This window comes from Metabacillus rhizosphaerae (assembly GCF_037201795.1).
GTDB classification, from domain to species: domain Bacteria; phylum Bacillota; class Bacilli; order Bacillales; family Bacillaceae; genus Metabacillus; species Metabacillus rhizosphaerae.
Map to the genome: position 1 here is coordinate 5,009,112 of NZ_CP147403.1, position 24,956 is coordinate 5,034,067.

Annotated in this window: 13 protein-coding genes and 1 pseudogene; all 14 read right to left on the reverse strand. The window is 35.5% G+C overall.

What is annotated here, in order from left to right; all coding sequences use genetic code 11:
* Window position 1: 1 nt before the first annotated feature.
* The 14 genes and pseudogenes from WCV66_RS24010 to WCV66_RS24070 all read right to left on the reverse strand — a co-directional run bounded on the left by WCV66_RS24010 (window position 2) and on the right by WCV66_RS24070 (window position 24,953).
* On the reverse strand, window positions 2-1,597 hold the full coding sequence (locus WCV66_RS24010) for a response regulator transcription factor (RefSeq protein WP_338787136.1): 1,596 nt from the start codon (window positions 1,595-1,597) through the stop codon (window positions 2-4).
* A 137-nt stretch (window positions 1,598-1,734) separates the two neighbouring features.
* Entirely contained in the window at window positions 1,735-3,495 is a 1,761-nt protein-coding gene (locus WCV66_RS24015) for a sensor histidine kinase (protein ID WP_338787137.1), read from the reverse strand.
* Window positions 3,496-3,960: 465 nt separating this feature from the next.
* Window positions 3,961-6,912 carry a GH32 C-terminal domain-containing protein gene (locus WCV66_RS24020; RefSeq protein ID WP_413789694.1) on the reverse strand — a complete coding sequence of 984 codons (2,952 nt, stop codon included), beginning with the start codon at window positions 6,910-6,912 and terminating at the stop codon, window positions 3,961-3,963.
* A pseudogene (locus WCV66_RS26925) lies at window positions 6,913-7,530 on the reverse strand (glycoside hydrolase family 32 protein); the annotation flags it as partial.
* A gap of 51 nt (window positions 7,531-7,581) precedes the next feature.
* On the reverse strand, window positions 7,582-8,484 hold the full coding sequence (locus tag WCV66_RS24025; RefSeq protein ID WP_338789541.1) for an ABC transporter permease subunit: 903 nt from the start codon (window positions 8,482-8,484) through the stop codon (window positions 7,582-7,584).
* Window positions 8,485-8,564: 80 nt separating this feature from the next.
* Window positions 8,565-10,130, reverse strand: a complete 1,566-nt coding sequence (locus tag WCV66_RS24030) for a sugar ABC transporter ATP-binding protein (RefSeq protein ID WP_338787139.1) — start codon at window positions 10,128-10,130, stop codon at window positions 8,565-8,567.
* A 75-nt stretch (window positions 10,131-10,205) separates the two neighbouring features.
* Window positions 10,206-11,177 (reverse strand): ABC transporter substrate-binding protein, encoded by a 972-nt coding sequence (locus WCV66_RS24035; RefSeq protein ID WP_338787140.1) that lies wholly within the window; start codon window positions 11,175-11,177, stop codon window positions 10,206-10,208.
* A 423-nt stretch (window positions 11,178-11,600) separates the two neighbouring features.
* Window positions 11,601-12,548: a sugar ABC transporter substrate-binding protein gene (locus tag WCV66_RS24040; RefSeq protein ID WP_338787141.1), complete on the reverse strand. Its 948-nt coding sequence runs from the start codon at window positions 12,546-12,548 to the stop codon at window positions 11,601-11,603.
* A gap of 363 nt (window positions 12,549-12,911) precedes the next feature.
* A complete protein-coding gene (gene secY, locus WCV66_RS24045; protein ID WP_338787142.1) occupies window positions 12,912-14,204 on the reverse strand; it encodes a preprotein translocase subunit SecY in 1,293 nt (430 codons plus the stop codon).
* Between the two features lie 34 nt (window positions 14,205-14,238).
* Complete coding sequence (secE, locus tag WCV66_RS24050; RefSeq protein ID WP_338787143.1) at window positions 14,239-14,421, reverse strand: preprotein translocase subunit SecE; 183 nt, start codon at window positions 14,419-14,421, stop codon at window positions 14,239-14,241.
* A 600-nt stretch (window positions 14,422-15,021) separates the two neighbouring features.
* Window positions 15,022-21,402, reverse strand: a complete 6,381-nt coding sequence (locus WCV66_RS24055; RefSeq protein WP_338787144.1) for an immunoglobulin-like domain-containing protein — start codon at window positions 21,400-21,402, stop codon at window positions 15,022-15,024.
* A 20-nt stretch (window positions 21,403-21,422) separates the two neighbouring features.
* Window positions 21,423-22,415 (reverse strand): galactofuranose ABC transporter, permease protein YjfF, encoded by a 993-nt coding sequence (gene yjfF, locus WCV66_RS24060; protein ID WP_338787146.1) that lies wholly within the window; start codon window positions 22,413-22,415, stop codon window positions 21,423-21,425.
* The gene (locus tag WCV66_RS24065) at window positions 22,412-23,434 is read right to left on the reverse strand and encodes an ABC transporter permease (RefSeq protein WP_066324414.1); all 1,023 of its coding nucleotides are present in this window, start codon (window positions 23,432-23,434) and stop codon (window positions 22,412-22,414) included. The genes yjfF and WCV66_RS24065 overlap by 4 nt, the downstream gene beginning before the upstream one ends.
* Window positions 23,435-23,438: 4 nt before the next feature.
* The gene (locus WCV66_RS24070; protein WP_338787147.1) at window positions 23,439-24,953 is read right to left on the reverse strand and encodes a sugar ABC transporter ATP-binding protein; all 1,515 of its coding nucleotides are present in this window, start codon (window positions 24,951-24,953) and stop codon (window positions 23,439-23,441) included.
* Between the last annotated feature and the right edge of the window lie 3 nt (window positions 24,954-24,956).

Consider the following 24,956-nt stretch of genomic DNA (forward strand, 5'->3'; position numbering starts at 1 on the left):
TTTATCCATTCAAATTTTGCGATTTACGGAATTCAACTGGTGTTTGACCAAAGTGTTTTTTAAATACTGTACTAAAATAACCTGAATTTGAAAAACCCACTAAGTGAGCTACGTCAATAATTTTAAGTTGTTTATCTTTTAAAAATGCTTGAGCATGATCCATTCGTAAGCTGATCAGATAATCACTAAAGTTTTTCCCAATGTTGTGTTTGAAAATTTCCGACAGATACGTACTATTGATATGGAACTTATCTGCCAAAGTAGTAAGTGAAATTTCATTTGCATAATGCTGATCTAAATAACGACGAACATTTTCTACGATTGCTACCCCATTTGAGGAGCAACGATCTTCATGTACCTTTTCAATGATAGAGTGCGCCAAATGAATGAGCTGTTCTATGACCCTGTTTTGAGAATTAAGCTCCCATATCCTCTGTTGGCAATTCCATATCGTATTATTTATTTCAATCGTATCAATATCATGCTTTTTTGCTAAAGAACCTAACATAAATAGCACTCGATTGGCAACAAACGAAAAGGACATAATCGATTGGTTATTTATTTCTCCCAAAATTGAATAAATAGTTTTCTTAAAGTCCTCATGATTTTCAGTTTCAATCGTGTTAATTAATTTCTTTTCAACATCAGCTGTAAATTCAAATACTTCCTTATTCGTTGTCTCCTCTATTACCTGTGATTGTGAGCCTAATTGGCTTTGACTCCAAGAAAGCAATGCTGATATATAACCATTCTTACATTCTGTCAGACCAGTAACAACCTTTCCAATACCTATCACTGTTTCTATGTTCATGAATTCCTTTACATGTCGTTGAATTTTTCTAATCAATGGAGATTTAGAATTTAACTGGTTGGAATCTACTCTATGAATAAAGTGAATCATATTTGCATAACTTGCATCATAGAAAGAATAAGTTCCATCGTGTTCTTTAGCTATTTCCTTGCATAGCATTCTAAAAGGAAGCCACAGTTCCTTTATATTAGATTCCCGTTCTGTTCCTCTTACTTCCACCGTTACAAACTGAATATGTACGTCTTCTTTCGCAAAATCATCTAGCTGCAATTGCTGAAGCCTCTCAATTGTAACTGTGAGTTCTGACCATTCTTCCTTTACCAAATGGAGCAAATATTGTTCCCGCATTTCTTCCACCTGGTTGTGAACAAGCCTTTTCATTTGCTCAGATTCGAGTTGCCTTTTCTTTTCTTTCTCTATTTCCGATCTAATTCGTCTCAAAGCTTCTACTAATTCATCGGGAGCGACTGGTTTTAAAAGGTAATCTTTCACACCTTCTATCATCGATGATCTTACATACTCAAAATCGGAATAACCTGATAAGACGATTACTTTAACATTCGGATGTTCATGATGACATTGTTTCACAAATTCAATACCATCCATGATTGGCATCCTTACATCTGTAATGACAACATCTACCTTCATCTTTTTTAACAAGTCCAGCGATTCTTGTCCATTCGAAGCTTCTTCAACAATTTGAAAACCTTCCTCTTCCCACTCTACTTTCATTCGTAACCCTTTTCGAATTTGTATTTCATCATCAGCAATGATTACCTTCAACATGTATATCCCCCCCAATAACTTGATCGCTTGTTGAAATATCCATTTTAAACTTAAGTGGTTTATGGAAAGTGATAAAATATACCTTCCCGAATAAAGCCTGATAGTCTTTCTAACCATATGCAGAAGAGAAATCCACCTTATTGATGGGAGTTTCTTTTTATACACAGAGTAATTTTTGTACCCTTATCCTTTTCAGATTGAATGTTATAAGAGAAGTTTTCACCATAGTATAACTTCAAACGGCCTAATACATTTTTAAGACCAATACTGCTACCTTTGCTTTTTAACACATTGCTTGATTCATTATTTAATTCTGTATCCAGTAAGTCTGTAACGACCTCTTCAGTCATCCCTATTCCATGATCTTCAACGATAATTAATATTTCATCTCCACAGTTTTCCGTTTTTATTTTTAGTTGGGCAAACTGTTTATTTATAAAACTATATTTTACTGCGTTTTCAACAAGAGGCTGTATAATAAATTTAATAATTGGCACAAATTTTGTTTCTAGATCTTCTTCAATTTCTACAGTAATCGCATCTTCATATCGAAGCTTTAATATATCAGTAAAATCTCGTATATAAGCGATTTCCTCACCTAATCTCACGACATCACTTTGAGTATTTAAGGAATACCTCATCATTCGGCCTAAATGAATGCTTACATTCATAACCTCTTTGTTTTTACCCTGGGCCGCTAATCCCCCAATAATTTCAAGAGTATTGTTAAAAAAATGAGGATTAATTTGTAATAATAAAGCTTTGTATTCCGCATCTTTTCTACGAATATTCGCTTCGTATTCTGTTTGAATTAAGAAATTTAGTTTGTCGATTGTATGATCAAATACTTTTATAGCATAGCCTACTTCATCGTTATAAGATTTAATTGCCTGCATAAAACCTTTTGCTCCAGAAAAATCTCCATGTTCAATAAATTTCATTGCTTTTGTAAGCTTTCCTAAAGGTCTTACTATAGTAGAGGAAAGAATATAAGATGCAATTATCGTTAAAATAAAAATTAGAGCACTTGTTATCAACAAGTTCTTTTGTAATGTATTAATTTTTAAGAACAATTCAGACTTTGTAATCTCACTAACCAGAACCCAATTACCAATTTTTAATTTTTGAAAAAATACAAGGTATTCTTCACCTTTATGATCGGTTTCGATTAGACCATTATTTTGTTGACTCTTTGATATTTCTTTTAAACTTTTATTCAATACATAATTAGGAGTCATGATCTTTCCGGATAATACATTTGCTCCTTTACTATCTACTAAATAAACACGACCATTTTCACCAAGTTTGATTTTACTCAATGCTGTTTCAAGCAATGCAGATGGAATATTAACTTTAATTACTCCTGTTAAATCAAGCGTATACAAATCAAATAGCGGAATAAGATAACTATTTACATTTTCTGCAATAACGTCATTGTGGGTTTTTACCCACCGCTGGTCATTTTCAATAAAATTTTTGAACCACTCTGTATTCTGTAATGTTGAAAGATCCCCCCATACCCCGGTACCATCATTAAGAAAAACAGATATGGACATGGATTTGGAATTGTTAATCATCATGGAAGATAACTGTCTCTGCACCTGATTTTTCATTAATAGTCGCTGATCACTTGTTACATTGGAATTCTCTGTTTCAGACTTCATCCATTGTTGAGTTGTTTGATTAACTAGAACCTGTTTCCCTAGGTCCTCTGCTTGTGAAGTAATTGAATCAATATAGATAGAATACTGGTCCATCATTTCCACTGTTGAATTCTTCGTTTGTTCCTCCATAATTGAAGTAAACCAACTTGGAATGATAATGGATAGAATAAGAAAAGGGATCGTTAATAATAAAGTAAAAATAATAAATAGTCGATTCCGTAATGAAAAAAGCATATAGCCTCCCAGAAAATATATGAAAAGCGCAAGCGCCTTGATCAGCCCCGACAAGCATAAGATGATTTAGAATAGAAGGCGTCCTTTGCCTTCAATTCTAAATTAGCTTATGACCTCGAGGGGCTAGGCGCTGGAGCTAGACACCAAAACTAAGTACACAATTTTATATTTTCTTAACTGTTAAAATAAAAAGCAAAAAACTTCTTTAAAGATAATCCTGGCAATTGTAATTCTATTTAATCTATTATAGACTTTTTCATCATACCATATGGTTTTGGATCAATTAATCTAACCAGTGTATTATTCATTTAATCAAATACGCGAAAAGAAAGGAAATATATAAAAGGATCATTTAAAAAGAGCGACTATAGTAGCCGCTCCCTGGATAAATAGAAAACTACCATGAAATGATATAAAATCTTTTTAAAATTAAGCTTTATCTATCCGATTCCTTAATCCCTTTCTTCATTTTACCTTCACTTTATTAAATACAACTGTTGAACTCCAAACATTTAATCCAAAATACCCTTCATTAAACGTATTGTCTTTCTTATTAATAATGAGCTTGTTGTCTAAATAAGCTTTAATGTGACTATCTTCCGTAACAACTTTTAGATGATACTCTTTATTTGTCATTAAATTTAGCTTTCCGTCATCATTATAAACTACAAGCTCAGATCCAATACCATTAACAAACTTAAGGAGTTTCACGGAATTATTTCTTACATCAAGATTTAGAACATACGAGTTTTTCGCGGTTGAATCTGAGCGAAAAACCAAAGCACCTGCACCAACTAAGTTTCCAATTGTATCTTTTTCAGGGTCATTTGGATGTGAATCAGTATCAAGTACCTTAATATCCGCTTCATACGTAAAGTCTTTACCAGACTCCTTAGCTAAGATGAAAGCATCACCATCACTTTGTCCCTGCTTTCCATTCATTGTATCTGTCCAATTGCCATTAATCGTCGTCCAGCCTGACAATTTTGATTTAAACGGACTATTTTTCTTCCATATAGTCTTTAAAGGATATATTTCAAGAGATTTTAATGTAACCTTTCCATCCTTACTATAAAGCTCCAACTCTTTACTTAATGGATCTGGGAAGATTTGATCTGTAATCACTGTTGCACCATTATTTCCGAATACCTCAACAGCGGATCGGTCTACAAATATATGCATTTTTACAGTGCCATTAGAGTCTGTTAGTGGCCCCTCATGCTTGCCTACTACATTGCTTCCATAATCAAAGCTTCCGGAATTTGTTCTGTCAACGAAAAGCTGCTTGGTGCTAACATCATAACCAATTGTTGTATATTCCTTAGCTCCTTTACGAACCTTGAACCCGAATTCAGTTGCATCTGTATCCTTTATATCAAATTCAGCGATCATTTCAAATGTATCTTCTGACAGGTTTGATAAAAGATTACGATCACTTGTTATCACTTTATTCGCAAATGAAACTTTCTCTTTTCTATCACGAATACTATTTAAAGAGACTGGAGTTTGTTTTAAACTTAACCCATCTTCTGTTTGAGTGAGCTCCATCTTTCTCGGTAATGTCGTAGAGCTTCTCCACGTTGTAGTCGGTGTATGATTTGCATATTGCCAATTACTCATCCAGCCAAGCCAATATTTTTCACCATTTTCTCCTTCAATCCCACTCCAATCAACTGCAGCATAATAATCAGCTCCATAATCAGCCCATAATACTTTATCCGCTGGATTGTCATTTTTAAACGTTTTACCATCAAAGCTCCCTACAAAATATTGCATTCCAGACCCACCTGCTGGAGCACCGTCATTAATACTAACTTGTAACACCCATTTTGTTTTTGTTGGGTCACCATCGATAGGTAATTCTATTAACGTTGGACATTCCCAAATTCCACCATTACTACCATTTGTAGAAGGTATCCACTCTCCAGAAACACCTGTCCAATCTGAAATGATACCACTCTGTTTCATTTCTCTTTTTGCAGGTTTCTTAGCGACTTGGTCAACTTCATTTGGCATTGGTCCCTCATTATAAACATGAATATCATCTATGTTAATATGGCCCCAGCCACCCGTCGCATGGTCAACAGCTTTAATATATAAGACTTCTCCAATAAACTCAGAAGCTTCCCATACATATTTTTTATACTTTTCATCTTCAAATTTTGTATTAGCTTGACGAATTAACTCTTGATCATCAGAAGCTCTTACTAATGAAACATAGCGATTATTAATATCATTACCGCCTCCTATCAATAAATTAATCTCTCCTGAGCCGCCTAATTTAAAATAGGAAGAACGCAGTTCACCTGTTGCATCATCACCCTTGTGAAGATCAGAAAATCCCCAAAAGTGATAGGTTCCTTGATGATCGAATGAACCTCCCCAGAAAGATTTAGCATCTGACACATGATCTTTTGTAAATGCATTCCCTTGGATAGAAGTCCATCCAGTTAAATCACCTGACTCAAAATCATGGTTGATGATGTTTTTCTCATCAGTCATGATATTTTTTCCTAATTGGACATCTTGAAAAAGAACAGAAGAATTTGAAACATGTAACCCAAATTGCCCTTTCGAGAACGTTGAATCATTTACATTATGGATAAGCTTACCATCTAAATAAATCTTAATATTCTGATCGTAAGTACTAACTTGGACATGATAATTCTTATCTGTTTCTAGTGAAACTGTTTTTTCTGCTAGTTTAGAAGCGCTTCCATTTTCTATTTTCATAATGTTTAATTCATTGTTCAAAGAATCAAGAGTTGCAAAGTAACCATTTTTTGCATTAGCATCTGCTCGGAAAACAAGTGAACCTACTCCATTTTCACTCTTTGATAGATCAACATCAGCTTCATATAAAAAGTTATCCCCTGACTGTCCACTCATGGTAAACGCATCTTCCTTAGCAGTTCCACTTTTTCCATACAACGTATCTTCCCATATTCCATTTATTACTGTCCATTTTGATAAGTTGGTTTCAAAGTTAGATGAATTTTCAAACTCTACATTACGAAATGCAGCAGTTGAATTCCATGCAGATAAACCAAAATATCCGTAATTAAATTCATGATCTACTTCTTTCATAACTGCTTGATCATTCACAAATAGTTGAATCTCTTCATTTTCAGTTACTACTTTGACATGATAAGTTGAAGACGTATCTATAACATAAGACTTTCTCGCCAATTCCTCTTCTTTTCCGTTAACAAGTTTAGTTAAAGTAATCACATTATTCTTTGCATCCAAGTTCGCCACATAGCCATTATTTGCACTTTTATCTGCACGAAAAACTAGACCACCGGCACCCTCTCGACCATTCTTTTCGTTTAGTGTTATATCACCCTCATAGCTAAATGAACCTCCTGCTTCTGAAGATATCGCATACGAAGTTCGATCAAGACTATTTGCTTGGATTCCACCATCTTGACCAAATTCACTTGCATACTCCCATTCTTTTAAATTTGAAGATGTGTAAAACATAATTTTATCCTTTGCTGCTAAAGACATCACCCACTTATTTGTATCATCATGCCAAAAAACTTTTGGATCACGCCAATCAGGAATAGGGGGATTTGGCATGACCGGATTACCTTTATACATCTCCCAATTTCTACCTTTATCCAAGCTATAAGCAAGACTTTGGACTTGACCTTTTTCCCCTGCATGAGTGAAGATCGCAACCATTGCTTCTTTCCCAAAGCCCGCTGTATTATTCCAATCAATCACAGCACTACCTGAAAAAATTTGCCCCTTTTCATCAGGAGATAATGCAATCGGTAAATGCTCCCAATGAACAAGATCTTCACTTACAGCATGTCCCCAATGCATCGGTCCCCATGTTGTTCCATAGGGGTTATACTGATAAAACAAATGATATTCTCCTTCGTAATAAACCATCCCATTCGGATCATTCATCCAGTTTGCTTCAGGAGAAAAATGAAATTGATTTCGATATGGCTCTTGATAATAACCAGGATCTTCAGCAAAACTAGTTAATGGTATACAAATCATTATGAAAGAAATTAGTAACATACTAATTATTTTCTTCATTTACCCACACCCCTTTTTTAAAAGCTTTTACTATCATGCTAGGCTTTTTCCTCTTAATCGATCAATTAAGACAGCTGCTACAATCACTCCGCCTTTTACAACTAACTGCCAATAATAGTTCACATCCATTAGAGTTAGCCCGTTACTGATCACTCCCATAATTAAAACCCCGATAATTGTTCCTTGTATTTTTCCTTTTCCGCCTGTTAAACTTGTACCGCCTAAAATCACAGCAGCAATTGCGTCTAATTCATACATTTGTCCAGCAGTTGGTTGACCAGAGTACAACCTCCCAGCTAATACAACACCGCCTAAACCAGCAAGTAAACCACTAATTGAATAAACATTAATTAAAGACCTATCAACCTTGATCCCTGTTAGCCTTGCAGCTTCCTCATTACCACCAATTGCATAAATATGGCGACCAAACATTGTATATTTAAGAATGGCAATCATGACAGCATACACCAAAATCATAAGATAAATTGGCATCGGTATTCCGATAAAACTTCCTCCACCAATGAATTTAAATGTTTCATTTTGTAAAACAATTGGATATCCACCACTAATGACATAGGCAAGCCCACGAACATATGTGAAACTCCCTAATGTTACGATAAAAGCTGGTAATTTTGCTTTGGCAGTTAAAAATCCATTAATGAGTCCTATAGCATAACCCACCGCTATACCTGATCCCATCGCGATGAAAGGATTAACACCTGCAGAAGATACCATTACCGAAATAACTCCAGATAGAGCAACAGTTGAACCAACTGATAAATCGATTCCACCAGTTAAAATAACAATGGACATACCAGCAGCTAAAATAGCAATAATGGAAACTTGTTTTAATACATTTAATAAATTAGCAGTATCTAAAAAGTTTGGTGCTGTAAATGAAAGCACGATACACAGTAATAATAGAATCATCACCATACCTAATCGATTCCATAATGAAAGAAGCAAATTACTTATCTTTTGACTATGAATATGAGAAACTGTTTGGGTATTTCCATTCACTTACTTTTCCCTCCTAAACTTGCTAAGTACATAATTTTTTCTTGGGTAGCCTCTTCTTTTAATAGTTCTCCAGTTAATCTACCTTCGTTCATGACAAGGATTCGATCACTTACCCCTAATACTTCAGGAAGCTCAGATGATATCATTAATACAGCTAAACCTTCGTCTGCAAGCTGTGAGATAATTTTATGTATCTCAGTCTTAGCACCGATATCAACTCCTCTTGTCGGTTCATCAAGTAGTAATACCTTCGGTGATATAAGTAGCCATTTAGCGATTACTACTTTTTGTTGATTTCCACCACTTAAGTTTGACACCTGCTGATCTGGAGAAGCTATTTTTATATTTAAGTCCTTTATACAGTTGTTTGCGTTTTCATTTATCTGCTTCCAATTAAGAACTCCTGCTTTAGAATGGTTTTTCATCTTTGTCATGATGATGTTCTCTTTAACTGACATCGATAAAAATAAACCTTGTTCTTTCCTGCTCTCAGGTACATGGGCAATCCCATTCGTAATGGCATCAATTGTTGATTTTATTGTCACTTTTTTGCCATCGACGAGTATTTCTCCACTCCTTACCTCAGAAATACCGAAAATGGTTCTTACCAACTCTGTTCTTCCTGCACCCATAAGTCCAGCTAAACCGACAATTTCACCAGGATAAATTTTTAAAGAAACATCTTTCACAATGGTGTTATCGGAAATATCCCTTAACTCTAGAGCAGGTACAACCTCTTTAGAATCTGGTGAATATGATGGTTTTGAGCGATTAAATAAATCTTTTAAATCTCTTCCAACCATTAATTTCACGAGATCATCAGGATTAGTCTCGTGAATGGGCCCACTTGTTATCCACTCTCCATCACGTAAAACGGTAAACCGATCAGATATTTGAAAAATTTCTTCCATCCGGTGAGAAATATAAACAATGGCAACCCCTTGCTTCTTTAAGTCACTAATGATTTCAAATAGTTTCGTAATTTCTTTATCCGTTAAGGAAGCAGTCGGCTCATCCATTATTAGCACTTCAGCCTTAAACGATAACGCCCTTGCGATCTCAACCATCTGTTGTTGAGCAACACTAAGTGACGAAACCAATTGACGTGGGTTAAGATTAGACCCCATCGAATCTAATACTTGTTGTGCTCGTTCATGAACTTCATCCCATTTGACCATTCCTAGTCTATTTTTTGGGAAAGTTGAGCCCAATAATATATTCTCACTTATTGTTAAATTAGGAGACAGATTGAGCTCTTGATGAATAACACTTATTCCTTTGTTTCTTGCATCAACAGGATCTTTCCAAGTAATCGGTTTCCCTTTCATCATAATAGTGCCACCATTATTGTCAGGAATATGAATCCCTGCTAAAATTTTCATGAAAGTAGATTTACCAGCACCGTTTTCCCCCATTAATGCATGTACTTCCCCTGGATAAAGCATTATTCTTACATTATTCAAAATCGTTACACCAGAAAATGTTTTACTAATACCCTCCATATTTAAAATGGGCTCTTTTGCAATTATTTCATTCTTTATTAACTTCTCTTTTAAAATCATTTATCATCACCTCTTTTAATGTTTTAAAAGACTGATAAGGTTATGGTTCCTATCAGCCTTTTGTATGAAGGAGGCTTACCAACCTTTGTAAGAATCTAATGATTCCTGTGTAACAAGCTCTACTGGAACTTTAATAAGCTCGTCAACATCTTCTCCATTTTTTACCTTCATTCCAATTTCAACTGCTTTTTTCACCATATCACTAGGCGATTGAGCTGAAGTAGCAGTAAAAGTACTTCCATCCTTAGCCATCGCTTCCGTTGCTTCAGGAGCACCATCGACACCAACAATGAAGAATTCATCTTTACGTCCAGCTTGCTCTTGAGCAATTTCAACACCAATTGCTTCTGGATCATTTATCGCAAATACGGCATCAATTGTACCTGAAGGATTTGCTTGTAAAATACTTTCCATCACAGTTAATGCCTTTTCACGATTTCCTTCACCATTTTGCTTTGCCACGACTTTAATTTCAGAATCTTTTATGACATCCTCAAAGCCTTTTATACGATCTGTTACTGCAGAAACTGGAGGTCCATCAATAATCGCTATATTACCTTTACCACCTAATTGCTCAACTACATACTCCCCAGCAAGTTTACCAGCCTGATAGTTATCTGAAGTTACTGTAGCATCAACACCGCCTTCCGCATTCGTATCAACTGCTATTACAGGAATTCCTTCAGCTTTTGCCTGTTGAACTGCTGCTGCAATTCCTTTTGTATCAACTGCATTTAATAGAATGATATCTACCTTTTTAGTAATAAAGTTTTCAATTTGCGAGGTTTGCTTTGCTAGATCATATTCAGCACTTTCTACAATTACTTCAGCGCCTATTTCTTTACCCGCATCCTCAACTCCTTTGCTCATTGATAGAAAGAATGGATTTGCTAATGTCCCAACAGTTAATGCAATCGTTAATTTCTTTTCATTACCCCCTTCTCCTGAAGCGCTTTCAGAAGATTGGTTTGAATTGCTACAAGCAGTGATAAGACCAATTACTAATACCAGCAAAATTGAGACTAGTCTTTTTACATTCCTTTTCATACTGTTCACCTCATTATGATTAATAGTAATAAATGAAAATATAAATGATTTTGAATTATTTACTCTTCCATCGCATCACCTCATGATTGTTCCTATCTAATCGATCTTTACAGGGTTACAGAATTTTTCGGATCAACTAATATAGGTACAAAATGTTTTACACTTGTTACACTCTTCGATTTGATAGCGTTTTCACTTTGTGTACTTAATTTACCAAAATTTTCAGTTGACTTATTTCGAAATTTTCGGAATTTAACATTTAAAATTTTAGGGTGTTTAATTTTTTTAGATTCATTGAATTCAAATACTATTTCAAACATGTTGGAAACAAAAAAAATAAACCCATCTATTGATAGGTCAATTACTAATCTACTGTATTCATTTTTTTAGTTCATTTTTATAAAAAGGTGAATACAGACTACTTTATTTCAGCAATCTTTTCTGGAAATCTAACCTCTGCTCCACATTTCCTTTAATGATGATATCGATTCCACTGTCAATATGCTTTTCAACATTTTTCCCATTTAATTCCTTCTTGGCCGTTTCTACACTTAAATATCCCATATCATAAGGATTCTGTGCTACAGATCCGGGCAGATCTCCCTCTTCTATCAATTTAATCATTTCGTTTATTCCATCTGCTCCTATGATCGGCATTTTAAGATCATGCTTTTCAATCACCTGAAAGGCAATTAATGCCAGTTCATCATTGGTTGCCATTATCCCTTTAATTTTAGGATACTTTTCTAAAATTGTTTCTATCTCCGCTTTAACACTTATAGGTTCAGAGTATACATTTACCTTTTCTGCAATAATCTTAATACCTATAGCCTCTAAACTTCGTTTGGCTCCCATAATGCGTTTAGATGCAACCGGACTATATAAATCTAATCCTATTATGGCAACTTCATTTCCAGTCTGCAGTTGCGATCCGAGCAACATTCCTGCTGTTCTACCTAAAGCAACATTATCAGTACCAATATAGGTTGTTTTATTATCCCATTGAAAATCTGTATCTAATAATAATACCGGAATATCTTGTTCGATAAACTTATCTAAAGTAGGGATACTATATTCCGGAAACATTAGGGAGATTATTAATATATCGGGTTTTTCCATAAGAATACTTTCTAACAAGTCAACTTGCTCAAAAAATGATACGCTAGTGGGTGCAACAATCTTACCCTCTATATCAAAATCATGGAATCCCTTTTTTAATCCAGCTTCTATCATTCTCCCATACTCTGAATTTAAATCTTTTAAAACAACGGTTACTTTAGGTTTTTCATCTATCGATTCTTGATGTATAAATGCTATTAAAATAAATGACATTGTAATGATAAATAGAAGAAGTGTTAACTTTTTAAACATTTAATATCCCATCATTTCATATTTCTAGACTCCGTTATTACTAAAAAGTTTTACTTCTTAAAGCAATTTCAGTACCGAAGTATTCGACTGTAACGAAAGATATGATTGTAAGTAACACCTCTAGCTTTAAGACAAGCACTCCTTTTCGTTACTATAACAGTATGATCAGAGGAAATATTTCAATGTTTTTGGTTTAGAAAATTTAAATTTTTCGGTAGTTCCCAAGGAACCAATAGAAATCTTTTTTAAAAAAACAAACAAAAAACTAGCTCTCAAGTTTAAAAACATGAAAGCTAGTTTATCGTTATACCAGAACTTTAACCCGCTATAATTCAAGTTAAAGAGAATTTTACATTACTTTAGCTATTTAATAAAACCTTTATAATGACGTTTCACTAACTGACTTTCCAGCTGTTTCATCGTCTCAAGCGCAACACCAACAACGATCAACAAACTAGTTCCACCAATCTGAGCCGATTGAGGAAGATCAGCAAATTTAATAAAGAAAACAGGAAGAACAGATATTGCTGCTAAGAATAGAGAGCCAACAAAAGTTAAACGATATAATACCTTTGTAATATATTCTTGCGTGCTTTTTCCTGGTCTAATACCAGGGATATAACCGCCTTGTTTCTTTAAGTTTTCAGCCATCTGTTCAGGGTTAACTTGAACAAATGTATAGAAGTATGTGAAAGCAAGTATTAAAGCAATGTAGATTATCATACCGACAGGCTGTGTGTAGTCAAAGGTTTTCTGAATCCAATCTGTCACATCGTTAGGGCCAAAGAATGCTGCAATTGTTGGTGGTGTAATAATGAAAGAAACTGCAAAAATGACAGGTATTACACCCGCAGGATTCACTTTTAATGGGAGATGAGTTAAATTTCCTCCACGCATGTTTTGGTTGCTAGATCCTTTTGCATATTGAATTGGTATTTTACGAAGTGCTTGTTGGATAAAGATGACTCCAACCACAACAGCTAAAATTGCCAATATTAGAATAGCAACCGTAACAATTCTTAAGAAAAGTTGGTCACCAGCATCCTCAAATTGTTGAGCATAGATTTGGTTCATAGTTGACGGAATTCCTGCAACGATCCCAGCAAAGATGATAATGGAAATTCCATTTCCTACACCTTTAGAAGTGATCTGTTCTCCTAACCACATTAAAAATGCTGTACCAGCTGTTAATACAAGAGCAATTAATAAGTATGTCCCAATCCCAGGATTCTCAATAAGCATCCCACCTGACTGGGTATTAAATCCGTAGGACATACCTAAGGCTTGGATAAAACCTAATATGATCGTAAAGTATCGTGTAAATTGAGCGAGTTTACGACGCCCAACATCACCTTGTTTTGACCATTCAGTGAACTTCGGAACAACATCCATCTGCAGGAGCTGAATGATGATCGAAGCAGTGATATATGGCATAATCCCCATCGCTAGGATAGAAAAATTATACAATGCACCGCCACCGAATGTGTTTAAGATTCCGAATACATTCAGCTCATCCTGTGCTTTTAGAACATCTGCATTGACATTTGGCACAGGAATGAACGTACCAAGACGAAATACCACTAACATTAAAAAGGTAAATATGATTTTACTTCTAATATCACCCACGCGCATAAAATTGGAGATTGTTTTAAACATTAGATCACCTCTAGCTTTAGCCCTAGTATATAAATCAGTTATTTAGAAAAAAACGAATAAAAAATGAAATACATAAGTCAATAATTGCAAAAAAAGCACTTGTTACGATCACAGTTGATAGAACTATAATTGTATATCTAGATAATTCTTTTCTCTTTGGCCAACTGACCTTCTTCATTTCACGATTTATATCACCGAAAAAATTCATAATACCCATTTTTTCCTCCACTACTACATCTACTTTTAGTAAGTCCCTTGAAATAAAAATCACCCCCTGATTTTTTATCAATAGTTCTTTTTTATTAATTGTAATATATATTCCTATATTGTAAAGCGCTTTCATAACTAAAGAAATAGAATTTTTTTTGAGAAAAGTATAATTTATTTCGTTCTCTTCTAATAAGTAATCTTCTGAAAAATTATGTACGGCACATTTTTGTCATATACATATAAAAAACTAGCTTCTTGTCCTAAGACTCGGAAGCTAGTTTTTTATCGTTTTTCATCAGGTAAGAAAGTATAAAATTTTGTACTTAGTTTAGGTGTCTAGCTCCAGCGCCTATCGCCTATCAAACTTCAGATCATCTCCCTACGATAAGTCAACATCGGTTCGCTACGCTTACCGTGTTTCCTTTATCCCACTTTAACGGGCAGTAGAAAAATGATCAATGAACAATAACTTGTGAGTTAGCTGCCTGTAAAAGTCCGATAAGTCTCGCTATCCATTAGGATGTGGCCCTAATGGAAGTCTCGCTTTATCTCAGTCGATGCTCCTCCAGTTTGTACGGCGATGACAAAGGCGCTTGCGCTTTTCTTTCTATTTCAATTGTTCTAATAGGTTAATCAATATTTTTGTATTTTCCTCAGAGATTGATTTTCCATTCTGAGCTTTCAATTGATTTTCATAAGCATTTAATTGCCCATTCATCGCCTGACTATTACCTTTTGCTGCTGATTCTTTCGCAGATTGAAGCTTTTTCACTAGTGAGCCAGCGACTCCTTCTTTCGTGACAAATGCTTCTGTTAAACGACCTAAACTATCAAAGTCAACAGTCACTGTAAATTCGATTTCGGCATTCGCTGTATTACCAGCATTATCAGTCGCTGATGCAGTGATTTTATTAATTCCAAACTCAAATTCATAGGCTGGTCCTTCAACATTTTCGCATTCTTTTGAAGCTATCCCTGACAGCTCATCACTAATACTGCAAGTGATTTTAATAGACGAATCCACGGAATAAGTTTCTTGATAACCCGTAAACTCTATCACTGGTGCAGTAGTATCAAGAATTATCTTCTGTTGATATGACTCGCTGATATTTCCAGCATGGTCTTTAAATTCAACAAAGATTGTTTTCTCTCCATCACCAGCTGGCAACGTTAATTCTTTTGATGATTTAAATTCTTCCCATACACTCCACTCATTTGCATCGGTTGAATAACGAACTTGATGAACTCCGCTTAGATCATCCTTTGCACTTAGAGATAAAGTGACAGTTGAGTCATTAGTATACTTCGCACCATTATTAATAGTAAATTGTCCTTCTGGTGGTGTAGAATCTTGTTTTTTCTCTACTGTGACGACACTAACTGCCATTATTCCGCCATCAACTGTTGTTGCACTGATTTTCGCGCTTCCTTCCTTCAGTGCAGTTACTTTCCCGTTTTCGTCAACAGTAGCTACTTCTTCATTATTACTTGACCATACAACAGCTTTATTGACTGCGTCATTAGGTGCAACTGTTGCACTAAGCTTTCCTGTTTGACCCTCTGACAACTTCAATGTTTCCTGATCAAGTGTTACACTTGTTGGAAGTTGTTCAGCGTTTGGGACTTTAACTTCTGGAACATTTGCAAGTAAAGCCTCATGCTCAGCCTTTGTAACAGGAATTACGGTTCCATGACGCGGACGTTCTGGTAAGTCATAGTCTTCAGACATTTTCCATTCACCTGACTGCAAATCGGTTGTTTCAAAAGGAACATATCCTCTGCCGCCAAATTCATCAATAAACATATACCATTTTTCTTCGGTATTCGATTTGAAGATTGTAGGCCCTTCCCCTGCGCCAATTGAGCCTTTTCCAATTCCTTCTTTAATAAGCTCAAAGTTCGGGTCAAGTACGGAATCCCCTACCTCTTGGAAAATAAATTTACCGTTTGGTGAGGATGTTGTATTGTTTCTTTCATCCTTCGATAATCGATAAACTTTATCGTCATGTTCGATCATTGTTGTATCAATAACTGAGTATCCACGATCAATATATACTTCAGGTTCAGTAAATGTATAGAAATCTCGTGTTTTACTGTACATCATTTTGTTATAAGTTGATCCACTATGGTCTTCATTTTCGTATAGCTTTGATGCCCAGAAAACAACATATTCTCCTGTCGAGTCATCGTAAAAGATTTCAGGTGCCCACGTATTTCCTGCCTCTTCTGGTGCAACTTCGACCATTCTTTGCTCAGACCAATTAATCAAATCGGTGGATTCCCAAACCATGATTGATCGACTTCCTGATCTTTGAGCTCGATCCCAATTCCAATCACCATTGACTTTTAAATCTGTTGCAATTAAATAGAATTTATCTCCTTCAGGAGAGCGAATGATAAACGGATCTCTAAGTCCCTTTTCACCTAATTCAGACGTGATGGCCGGTTCTCCATTGTTTAACTCTTTCCATTTAAGTGGATTGTTACCTTCACTTAAGGAGAAATAAATTTGCTCGCCATTCGTGTAGCCTTCCCCTGTAAAGTAACTGAAAACATAACCTTCATATTTTTCTTTTTTCGGCATTTCTTTGACATTTGCTATGAATGCCTTTGTAATCATTTCGTTATTTAATGTAATCGTTGCTGTTAACTTAACTTTAGTATTTCCTTCACCATGTTCAGGACGGGTTACCTCTCCAGTAGCTGTAACGATCTTTGAATCACTTGATTTCCATGTGATCGTTGACCCGTTTTCTCCGGATGTCGGTAATGTTAGATTTCCGCGAACATCATGAATGTTATTAACCTTTAGTGCTTCTGCATCTGTTCTCACTGCAACAGAATCATGCGGTTTCTTCACTACAGTTACTGTAAATTCTTTTGTTGCCTCGTTCTTTCCGTCTGAAATAGTTGCTGTAATGGTTACTGTTTGATTTCCTTCTTCAAAGGACGGTCTAGTAACCTTTCCTTCATTTGTTATGATGTCTTGATTTTGTGATTCCCAAGTGATGGTTGTTCCGTTTGCTCCTGCCTTAGGGAATGATAAATCTGTTGTGATTTCATCTTTGGTTTCGTTCTTATTAATAATAGTTGAGTAGTCTAATTGTTTAATTGCATTTTGAAGTAATAAACCATCCATTTTAGCAATTTTTAAATCTGCTGCTTCTTTTAATTTACTCACCTCTGATGCCGATAAGGCTCCATCATATACTTCAAAATTAGAAATCATTCCGCCAAAGTATGGATCACCAGAATAGAATGATCGTCCGATAAATCCGCTTAATCCATTAACATTGTTTATCTGTGCCAATGTATAACCATTTGTAGATCCAGTTGCAACTTCAACACCATCAATATACAATTTCAATGTTTTATCTTCACCAGACATAACGGCTGTAACCAATTTCCACTCATTTGACTTTAAGGCACCAGTTGTTGCATTTGCCCCAGCCTCATTTTGCCAGCTAGTGATTCCAAGACCAACACGTGCGGATCGGTCACCTGAATTACGTTTTGGAGTGGTAAATAAATATTTATTGCTATCCTGGCCTAAAGCAAATATCCATTCAGCCTCATTTTTGCCTTCCCAATTCACTAATGAGGAAACGGTCACACTTTCTAACCCGTTTAGTACACCTTGAGGCATCTCAATATACGAGCTTGTGGATCCTCCTTTAAAGCCGATAACTCCTGTCTCATCCCCTTTAATCAGTTCAGCATTCTGAGGATTGACAAGCTTCCCTTCAAAATCACCTGTACGATCTACTACTTTTGTACCCTCAATATTGTTCATATCATAGTCAAGAATTAACTCAGCTTTTTCTGGCTCCTCAACTGGAGGTTCCGTAACCTCTTCATCTGCTAAACTAGCAACTTCTTCAGCATTAAGAGCACGGTTATAAATTCTAAAGTCATCAAATTTCCCGTTAAAAAGACTGTGGTTGTCGTTACTAGACTTACCTAAATAGTTCATCGTTGTTTCTAATAGCATTCTTGGCTCTACATTGTAAGTTGAGCTCCTAGAAACTTCTTTTCCATCAACATATATAACGGCGTCAAACCCTTCAACCGTCATCGCTACATGATGCCAATTTGCAGTAGTAAGCATTGGAGCTCTCACAGCATATTTATAGGTACTTCCTAAAAGAGAATTTTGATTTGCAAATTTTTCGGTGAAAGGTGTAACAATGGCAAATTCTAGGTTACCCGCATCACCCTGTGTGCTTAAATACATTGTATTACGGTTTGCAACTCTTCCAGTATTAGATGAAAAATCAAAAATACGTTGGTTTGCTTGATCTCCCTTTACTTTAACCCAAGTAGACATTGTCATGCTTTCTAGGTTAAGGTCTTTAATTGTATTTTTCGGTAACTCAACATATCCCGAACTTCCATCTAATTCTACTGCTCCTGTTGATTGACCAACTGTGTCAGTTGAATCGATCTTAGTTCCACCTACTAATTTTGCATCAAAACCATTATTGGAAACATCTTTTACAGTTGTTCCATCAATATCTTCCTTGTCAAACGTATAATGTAATACTGGTTCTGTAGATTGCTCTGGTGCAGGCATGCCATATTTATCTTGAAGGGCATTATATTCCGCGCTGGTGATTGGAATAACCGTACCATGTCGTGGTCCTGGCGGCAGCGCATATTCAGATTCTGAAAGTAAATTGTTGACAAATTGTGATCCATCTTCTAAATCTGTAGACCAACGTACATGATATGGCCAAGAATCTAAGAACATATACCATTTATCATCATGGATGTCTTTGAATATTGTTTGACCTTCATTGTTTCCTTGATGACCGATGAGTCCTCTGTTTCCATCTTTTGTACCTGAGATCACATCGTATTGGAATCCATTTTCCTTGATCCCATCTTTATCTTGGAAGATATCTGTTGCTTTCTCATAATACACTCTGTAATTGACTTCAGATTTTGTAAATCGATAAAGAGTGTCGTTATTTTGAACGATGCTTGTATCAATCGTAGGGAAGCCTTCATCAATAAACACTTTCGGTTCAGAGAATGTATGGAAATCCCTAGTCGTTGCATAATACATTACATTGTACTGTCCTGCCGGTCTTCCATTAGGGAAATCACCATATGTTTCTTCATTTTTCATTGAAGAAGCCCAGAATACAACGTATTCACCAGTTTTTTCGTTATAAATAGCTTCAGGTGCCCAAGTATTGCCACCAGTTTTAGGAGCAACTTCTACCATTCGCTGTTCGCTCCAATTTACAAGATCATCAGATTCCCAGATCATAAGGGAATGACTTCCAGTGATTTGCGCTTGGTCAAAGTTGGTACTCTCACCCATTTTTAAGTCAGTTGCCAACATATAAAATTTATCCCCTTCAGGAGATCGAATGATAAATGGGTCTCTAAGCCCCTTTTCACCCATATTTGATTGAATAACGGATTGACCATTATTTAATGCTCGCCATTTTAATGGATCTTCTGCAGTAGCGAAGGAAATTTCCTCTCCACCTTCGTATTCACCAGTAAAATAGGAGAAGAAATAGGCATCATAAGTCAATTTGCCAGGATTTTTTATCACGTTAAGATTGAATTCTTTTTTCGTTTCAGCGTTTCCATTCGAAATTGTTGCTGTTAATGTAACCTTTGTATCTGCTTCAGGTCTTGTTACCATGCCAAGGTGGTGAGCATTATCAGTTGCTTCTGCAGATCCTTTAACAATTGTTGAATTTGAGGATTCCCATGTAATGGTACTTCCATGTTCACCTTTAACTGGTAAACTTATGTTTCCTTTTACTTGATTTACATTTTGTAAAGTTAAGTTTGCAGCATCTAGCTGTACTATTTGTTCATCCGCATACTCTTTTAAAACAGTTACAATAAAGGGTTTCTTAGTAGTAAGTCCTTCATAAGAGATAGTAGCTGTTAATTCAACTTCAATATCCGATTCTGTTTTATTAGGACGAGTAACTGTTCCGTCATTTGCAACGACTTCAGTGTTACTTGAACTCCAAGTAATATCTACTCCATGCTTGCCCTTTGTAGGCAGTGCGAGATTATTCGTTATTTTATCAATGCTTTCATCACCGCTATCTAAATATTCAGCAATATCAAGAGATTCTGAGGCATCATTTATAACGAGCTGATTGATCTTATCAATTTTACTAGATGTTTCTGTATATAAATCAGTCACCTGTTCATCTGATAATGCACCATTATATACACGGAAATCACCGATCATCCCTTTAAAATATGGATCATTTTTAAAGATTGATTTCCCAAGAAATCCAGAAAAGTCTGCTGATGGATCAATAATCTCCGATATCTTTTTCCCACCTGCTGATCCTGTTGCTACTTTATTCCCATTTACATATAATGTCATCGTATTCAACTTTTCTGAGAAAACAACAGTTGCAACTTCCCATTTTCCAGCCCTCATTGTCGATGTCCCTTTGACTAATGATTCATTTCTCCATCCAGCTTTGGAGATCCCTGTTGCTGCTACATTTCCTGAACCATGCCGTGGCGTTACAAAGAAATATTTATTCCCATTCTCAGCATCATCTGTCGCTGCACCTAAACCAAAAATCCAACGATTTGCTCCGTCATTATTCCAATTCACAAGTGCCGAAATGGTTACATCTTGTAAACCGGTTAATAAATCTGAACCATCTTCACTTTTTGGTATTTCAATATACCCGCTATTTGAAGTCGAGCTTCCACCATTGAAAGAAACATATCCAACTTCTTCATTATGAACCAATTGACCATTTTCTGGATTTTTGAATGTTCCATCAAATGCTATATCATTACTTGATACATCCTTCATAGTAATTTGATCACCATTTTTAACGTTTGATTTCATATCATAATGCAGAATTAATTCAGGGCTTGTAGAATTCAATTCTTCCGCAAATGATGATTGTGGGACTAATCCTGAAAAAGTCTGAAAGATCATAATCGATAATAGAAAGATAGAAAATCTTTTTCTATTTTTCATTTTTTCACTCCTTTACTATATTAGTGTGACGCTGATGTTTGATTCGTCTTACTTCTAGCTACAATTACTCTTTGCAATACAATAAACAATAATAATAATGTTCCAATTGCAATCTTTGTCCACCAAGAGCTTAATGTTCCCTCAAATACGATTACGGTTTGGATAATACCTAAAATAAGTACCCCAACAACACTACCTGCTACATATCCTGCACCTCCTGTGAGCAATGTACCACCAATTACAACAGCTGCTATCGTATCAAGCTCCAGACCGTTTGCATGTAGTCCATATCCTGATAGCATATAAAAAGTGAAAATGATGCCAGCAAGGGATGAACAAAAACCACTAACTGTATAAATTAAAATTTTTGTTTTCGCTACAGGTAGTCCCATTAATAATGCTGATTGTTCACTTCCACCTAATGCATAAACATTACGTCCAAATTTAGAGTAGTGAGCAATAAACATTGCTGCAATTACTACTAGCATAGCGATTATTACACTTATGGAAATAAAATTCCCTCCGCCAACTGGGATTCGAGTACTAGCCATAAAACTAAAAAATCCATGGTCGATCGTAATTGATTCAACACTAATTAGATAACATAGCCCTCTGGCAAGAAACATTCCTGCAAGTGTAACGATAAATGGTTGTAAATTAAAATATTGAATCAGGCATCCCATACAAAAACCCAGTATTGTACCGACAAGTAGACTTATTGGAATAACAAGGACGGGTGATAATTGGGCATTCATTGTAAGACTGGCTGCTACCATACTTGTTAACGCAATGATGGAACCAACAGAGAGATCAATTCCCCCTGATAAAATAACAAATGTCATTCCCACTGCAACAACGATCAAGAATGCGTTATCAATAAACAAATTCAGAAAAACTTGTGTTGAAAAAAATCCAGTATATCTAAGTGAGCCAAAAATAAACATCACGATAAACAATCCGATTGTTGCTATTAAAGGGAGATGTTTAGAATCTAATTGTAATTTTTTCGTCATGATACCGACACTCCCTCACTTTTCTTTTCTGTTTTTTTCGCTGTAAACCCGCCAAAGACTTTCTTTCTAAACTCAGGTGATTGTAAAAGACAAACAATCAATACTACAATTGCTTTTACGACAAGATTTATTTCTGGAGCAATTCCTATCGAATAAATAGTAGTAGTTAAACTTTGAATGATAAGAGCACCTATGACTGTTCCCATCAAATGAAATCTACCACCATTCAATGATGTTCCTCCTATTACTACAGCTAGAATAGCATCCAGCTCATACCAAAGCCCAGCATTGTTTCCATCTGCGCTTGCTACATTTGAACTTAAGATTAAACCAGCAATTCCTGCACATAATCCAGAAAACACGTAAACCATTAATAAAATATTTTTAGAATTTATTCCAGAAAGACGGCTTGCTTCTGGGTTCGTACCAACCGATTCAATAAATAACCCCATTGCTGTTTTTCTAGTTAAGAGTGATGCAACAGCCAATACAGCCGCTACAATAAAGATTGAAAAAGGTAGCATTAACAAGTGACCACCACCGATGAACGTATATGGATCATAATAAACGGTCATAATTTGTCCATCTGTGATTAATTGAGCAATTCCACGACCTGCAACCATAAGGATTAATGTTGCAACGATTGGTTGAACCCCAATTCTAGAAACAAGTACACCATTCCATATTCCAGTTAATACTGAGATACCAATAACTAAACCAATTGCTGTAAAAAGTGGTACTAAACTATCTCCACTTGCACCACTTACTGTCATAGCACCTACTGCACCAGCCATTGCGATGACAGAACCAACCCCGAGATCGACTCCTTTTGTAGCAATGACAAGAGTCATTCCAATTGAAACCAATAACAATGGAGCCCCTCGATTAAGAATGTCTATTAGACTACCAGTTAAATAGCCATTTTTCACTTCAATTGTAAAGAAATTTTTATCAAAAAATAGATTTATTAATAGAATGATTAATAAAATGACTATTGGCCAAAATAATTTTGATTTCATCACGTCATCCCCCAGCCATTGCCTTCATTATGTCTTTTTGTGTAATTTGCTGATCATTCTCAATCTCGGATACTTTCTTATGATCTCGTAGGATCGCAATTTTACGACAAGTACGTAACACTTCTTCTATTTCAGATGAAACAAATAAAATCGACATACCTTCTTTACTTAATGAGAGCATTAATTTTTGAATTTCCGCTTTTGCTCCTATATCAATTCCTCTTGTAGGTTCATCTAAGATTAATAATTTAGGATTCGTAATCAACCATCTAGCAAGCAAAACCTTTTGTTGATTTCCACCACTTAAATTTTTGATTAATTGCTCTGGATTTGGCGGATTAATGTTTAATAGTTTGATATATTCATCTGCAATTTCAATTTGCCTTTTCTTTGGAATATATTTAAACCATCCTTGAATTCCTTGCATAGCTAGGATCATATTTTCTCTTATTGTTAGGTCTGCAATAATTCCCTCTGTTTTTCGATTTTCAGAACAAAAAGCGATTCCATTGGAGATAGCTTGTTTAGGGGAAGAAAGATTTGATTTACTACCATTTATCTTGATTTCACCTGTATCAGCTTTGTCTGCGCCAAACATTAATCTTGCTAATTCCGTTCTACCTGAACCAAGGAGTCCAGCAAGTCCGACAATTTCACCTTCATGTATATCAATATCAAAAGGTGCAATTTTGCCTTTTTTCGAAATGTCTTTTCCTTGCAAAAATAGCTTTTTCTTATCAAAAGAATTTCTACTAGTTCCTTTTTCTGTACTATTAAGCTCGTTTAAGTCTTTACCAATCATCTTAGAAACTAATTCAAGCCTTTCAATTTCATTTGTCTTATATTCACCAATCCATGTGCCATTACGTAAGACCGTTAATCGATCTGTAATTTCATAGATTTGATCAAGGAAGTGACTAACAAAAACAATTGCTAAGCCTTCCTGCTTTAATTTTCGAATGACATTAAACAATTGGTTAACCTCATTTTGATCAAGGCTTGATGTTGGTTCATCCAAAATGAGTACTTTTGCAGATACTTTTAGGGAGCGTGCGATCGCTATCATTTGCTGTATTGCTACAGAATAAGATGACAATAGCTTAGTCACATCGATACTTAAGTTTAGTCTTGTTTTCAATAATTCTTTTGCTTGTCTCGTCATTTCTTTCCAGTCGAGGCGGCCTCTTTTCGTAATTTCTCTACCAATAAAGATATTTTCTACTACTGATAAGTTTGTACATAAATTCACTTCTTGGTATACCGTGCTAATCCCTAAGTTTTGCGCTTCAAGTGGATTTGTAACGCGAATAGATTTACCTTCTAGAGTTACTGAACCTTCATCAAACGTATAGACACCTGTTAATACTTTAATTAATGTCGACTTCCCTGCACCATTCTCCCCCATCAATGCATGAACCTCACCAGGGTATAGTTTTAATTGAACATTTGATAAAGCTTTAACTCCTGGGAACTCCTTTGTTATTCCTTCCATTATAAGTACCGGAGTCTGTATCTTCACAAA

What these genes read in the sequence shown, in the direction of transcription:
- secY (WP_338787142.1), bottom strand. Translation starts at nt 14,204, where the DNA reads ATGTTTAAAACAATCTCCAATTTTATGCGCGTGGGTGATATTAGAAGT.
- WCV66_RS24035 (WP_338787140.1), bottom strand. Translation starts at nt 11,177, where the DNA reads ATGAAAAGGAATGTAAAAAGACTAGTCTCAATTTTGCTGGTATTAGTA.
- WCV66_RS24040 (WP_338787141.1), bottom strand. Translation starts at nt 12,548, where the DNA reads ATGTTTAAAAAGTTAACACTTCTTCTATTTATCATTACAATGTCATTT.
- WCV66_RS24065 (WP_066324414.1), bottom strand. Translation starts at nt 23,434, where the DNA reads ATGAAATCAAAATTATTTTGGCCAATAGTCATTTTATTAATCATTCTA.
- yjfF (WP_338787146.1), bottom strand. Translation starts at nt 22,415, where the DNA reads ATGACGAAAAAATTACAATTAGATTCTAAACATCTCCCTTTAATAGCA.
- WCV66_RS24015 (WP_338787137.1), bottom strand. Translation starts at nt 3,495, where the DNA reads ATGCTTTTTTCATTACGGAATCGACTATTTATTATTTTTACTTTATTA.
- WCV66_RS24010 (WP_338787136.1), bottom strand. Translation starts at nt 1,597, where the DNA reads ATGTTGAAGGTAATCATTGCTGATGATGAAATACAAATTCGAAAAGGG.
- WCV66_RS24030 (WP_338787139.1), bottom strand. Translation starts at nt 10,130, where the DNA reads ATGATTTTAAAAGAGAAGTTAATAAAGAATGAAATAATTGCAAAAGAG.
- WCV66_RS24025 (WP_338789541.1), bottom strand. Translation starts at nt 8,484, where the DNA reads ATGGTGATGATTCTATTATTACTGTGTATCGTGCTTTCATTTACAGCA.
- secE (WP_338787143.1), bottom strand. Translation starts at nt 14,421, where the DNA reads ATGGGTATTATGAATTTTTTCGGTGATATAAATCGTGAAATGAAGAAG.
- WCV66_RS24055 (WP_338787144.1), bottom strand. Translation starts at nt 21,402, where the DNA reads ATGAAAAATAGAAAAAGATTTTCTATCTTTCTATTATCGATTATGATC.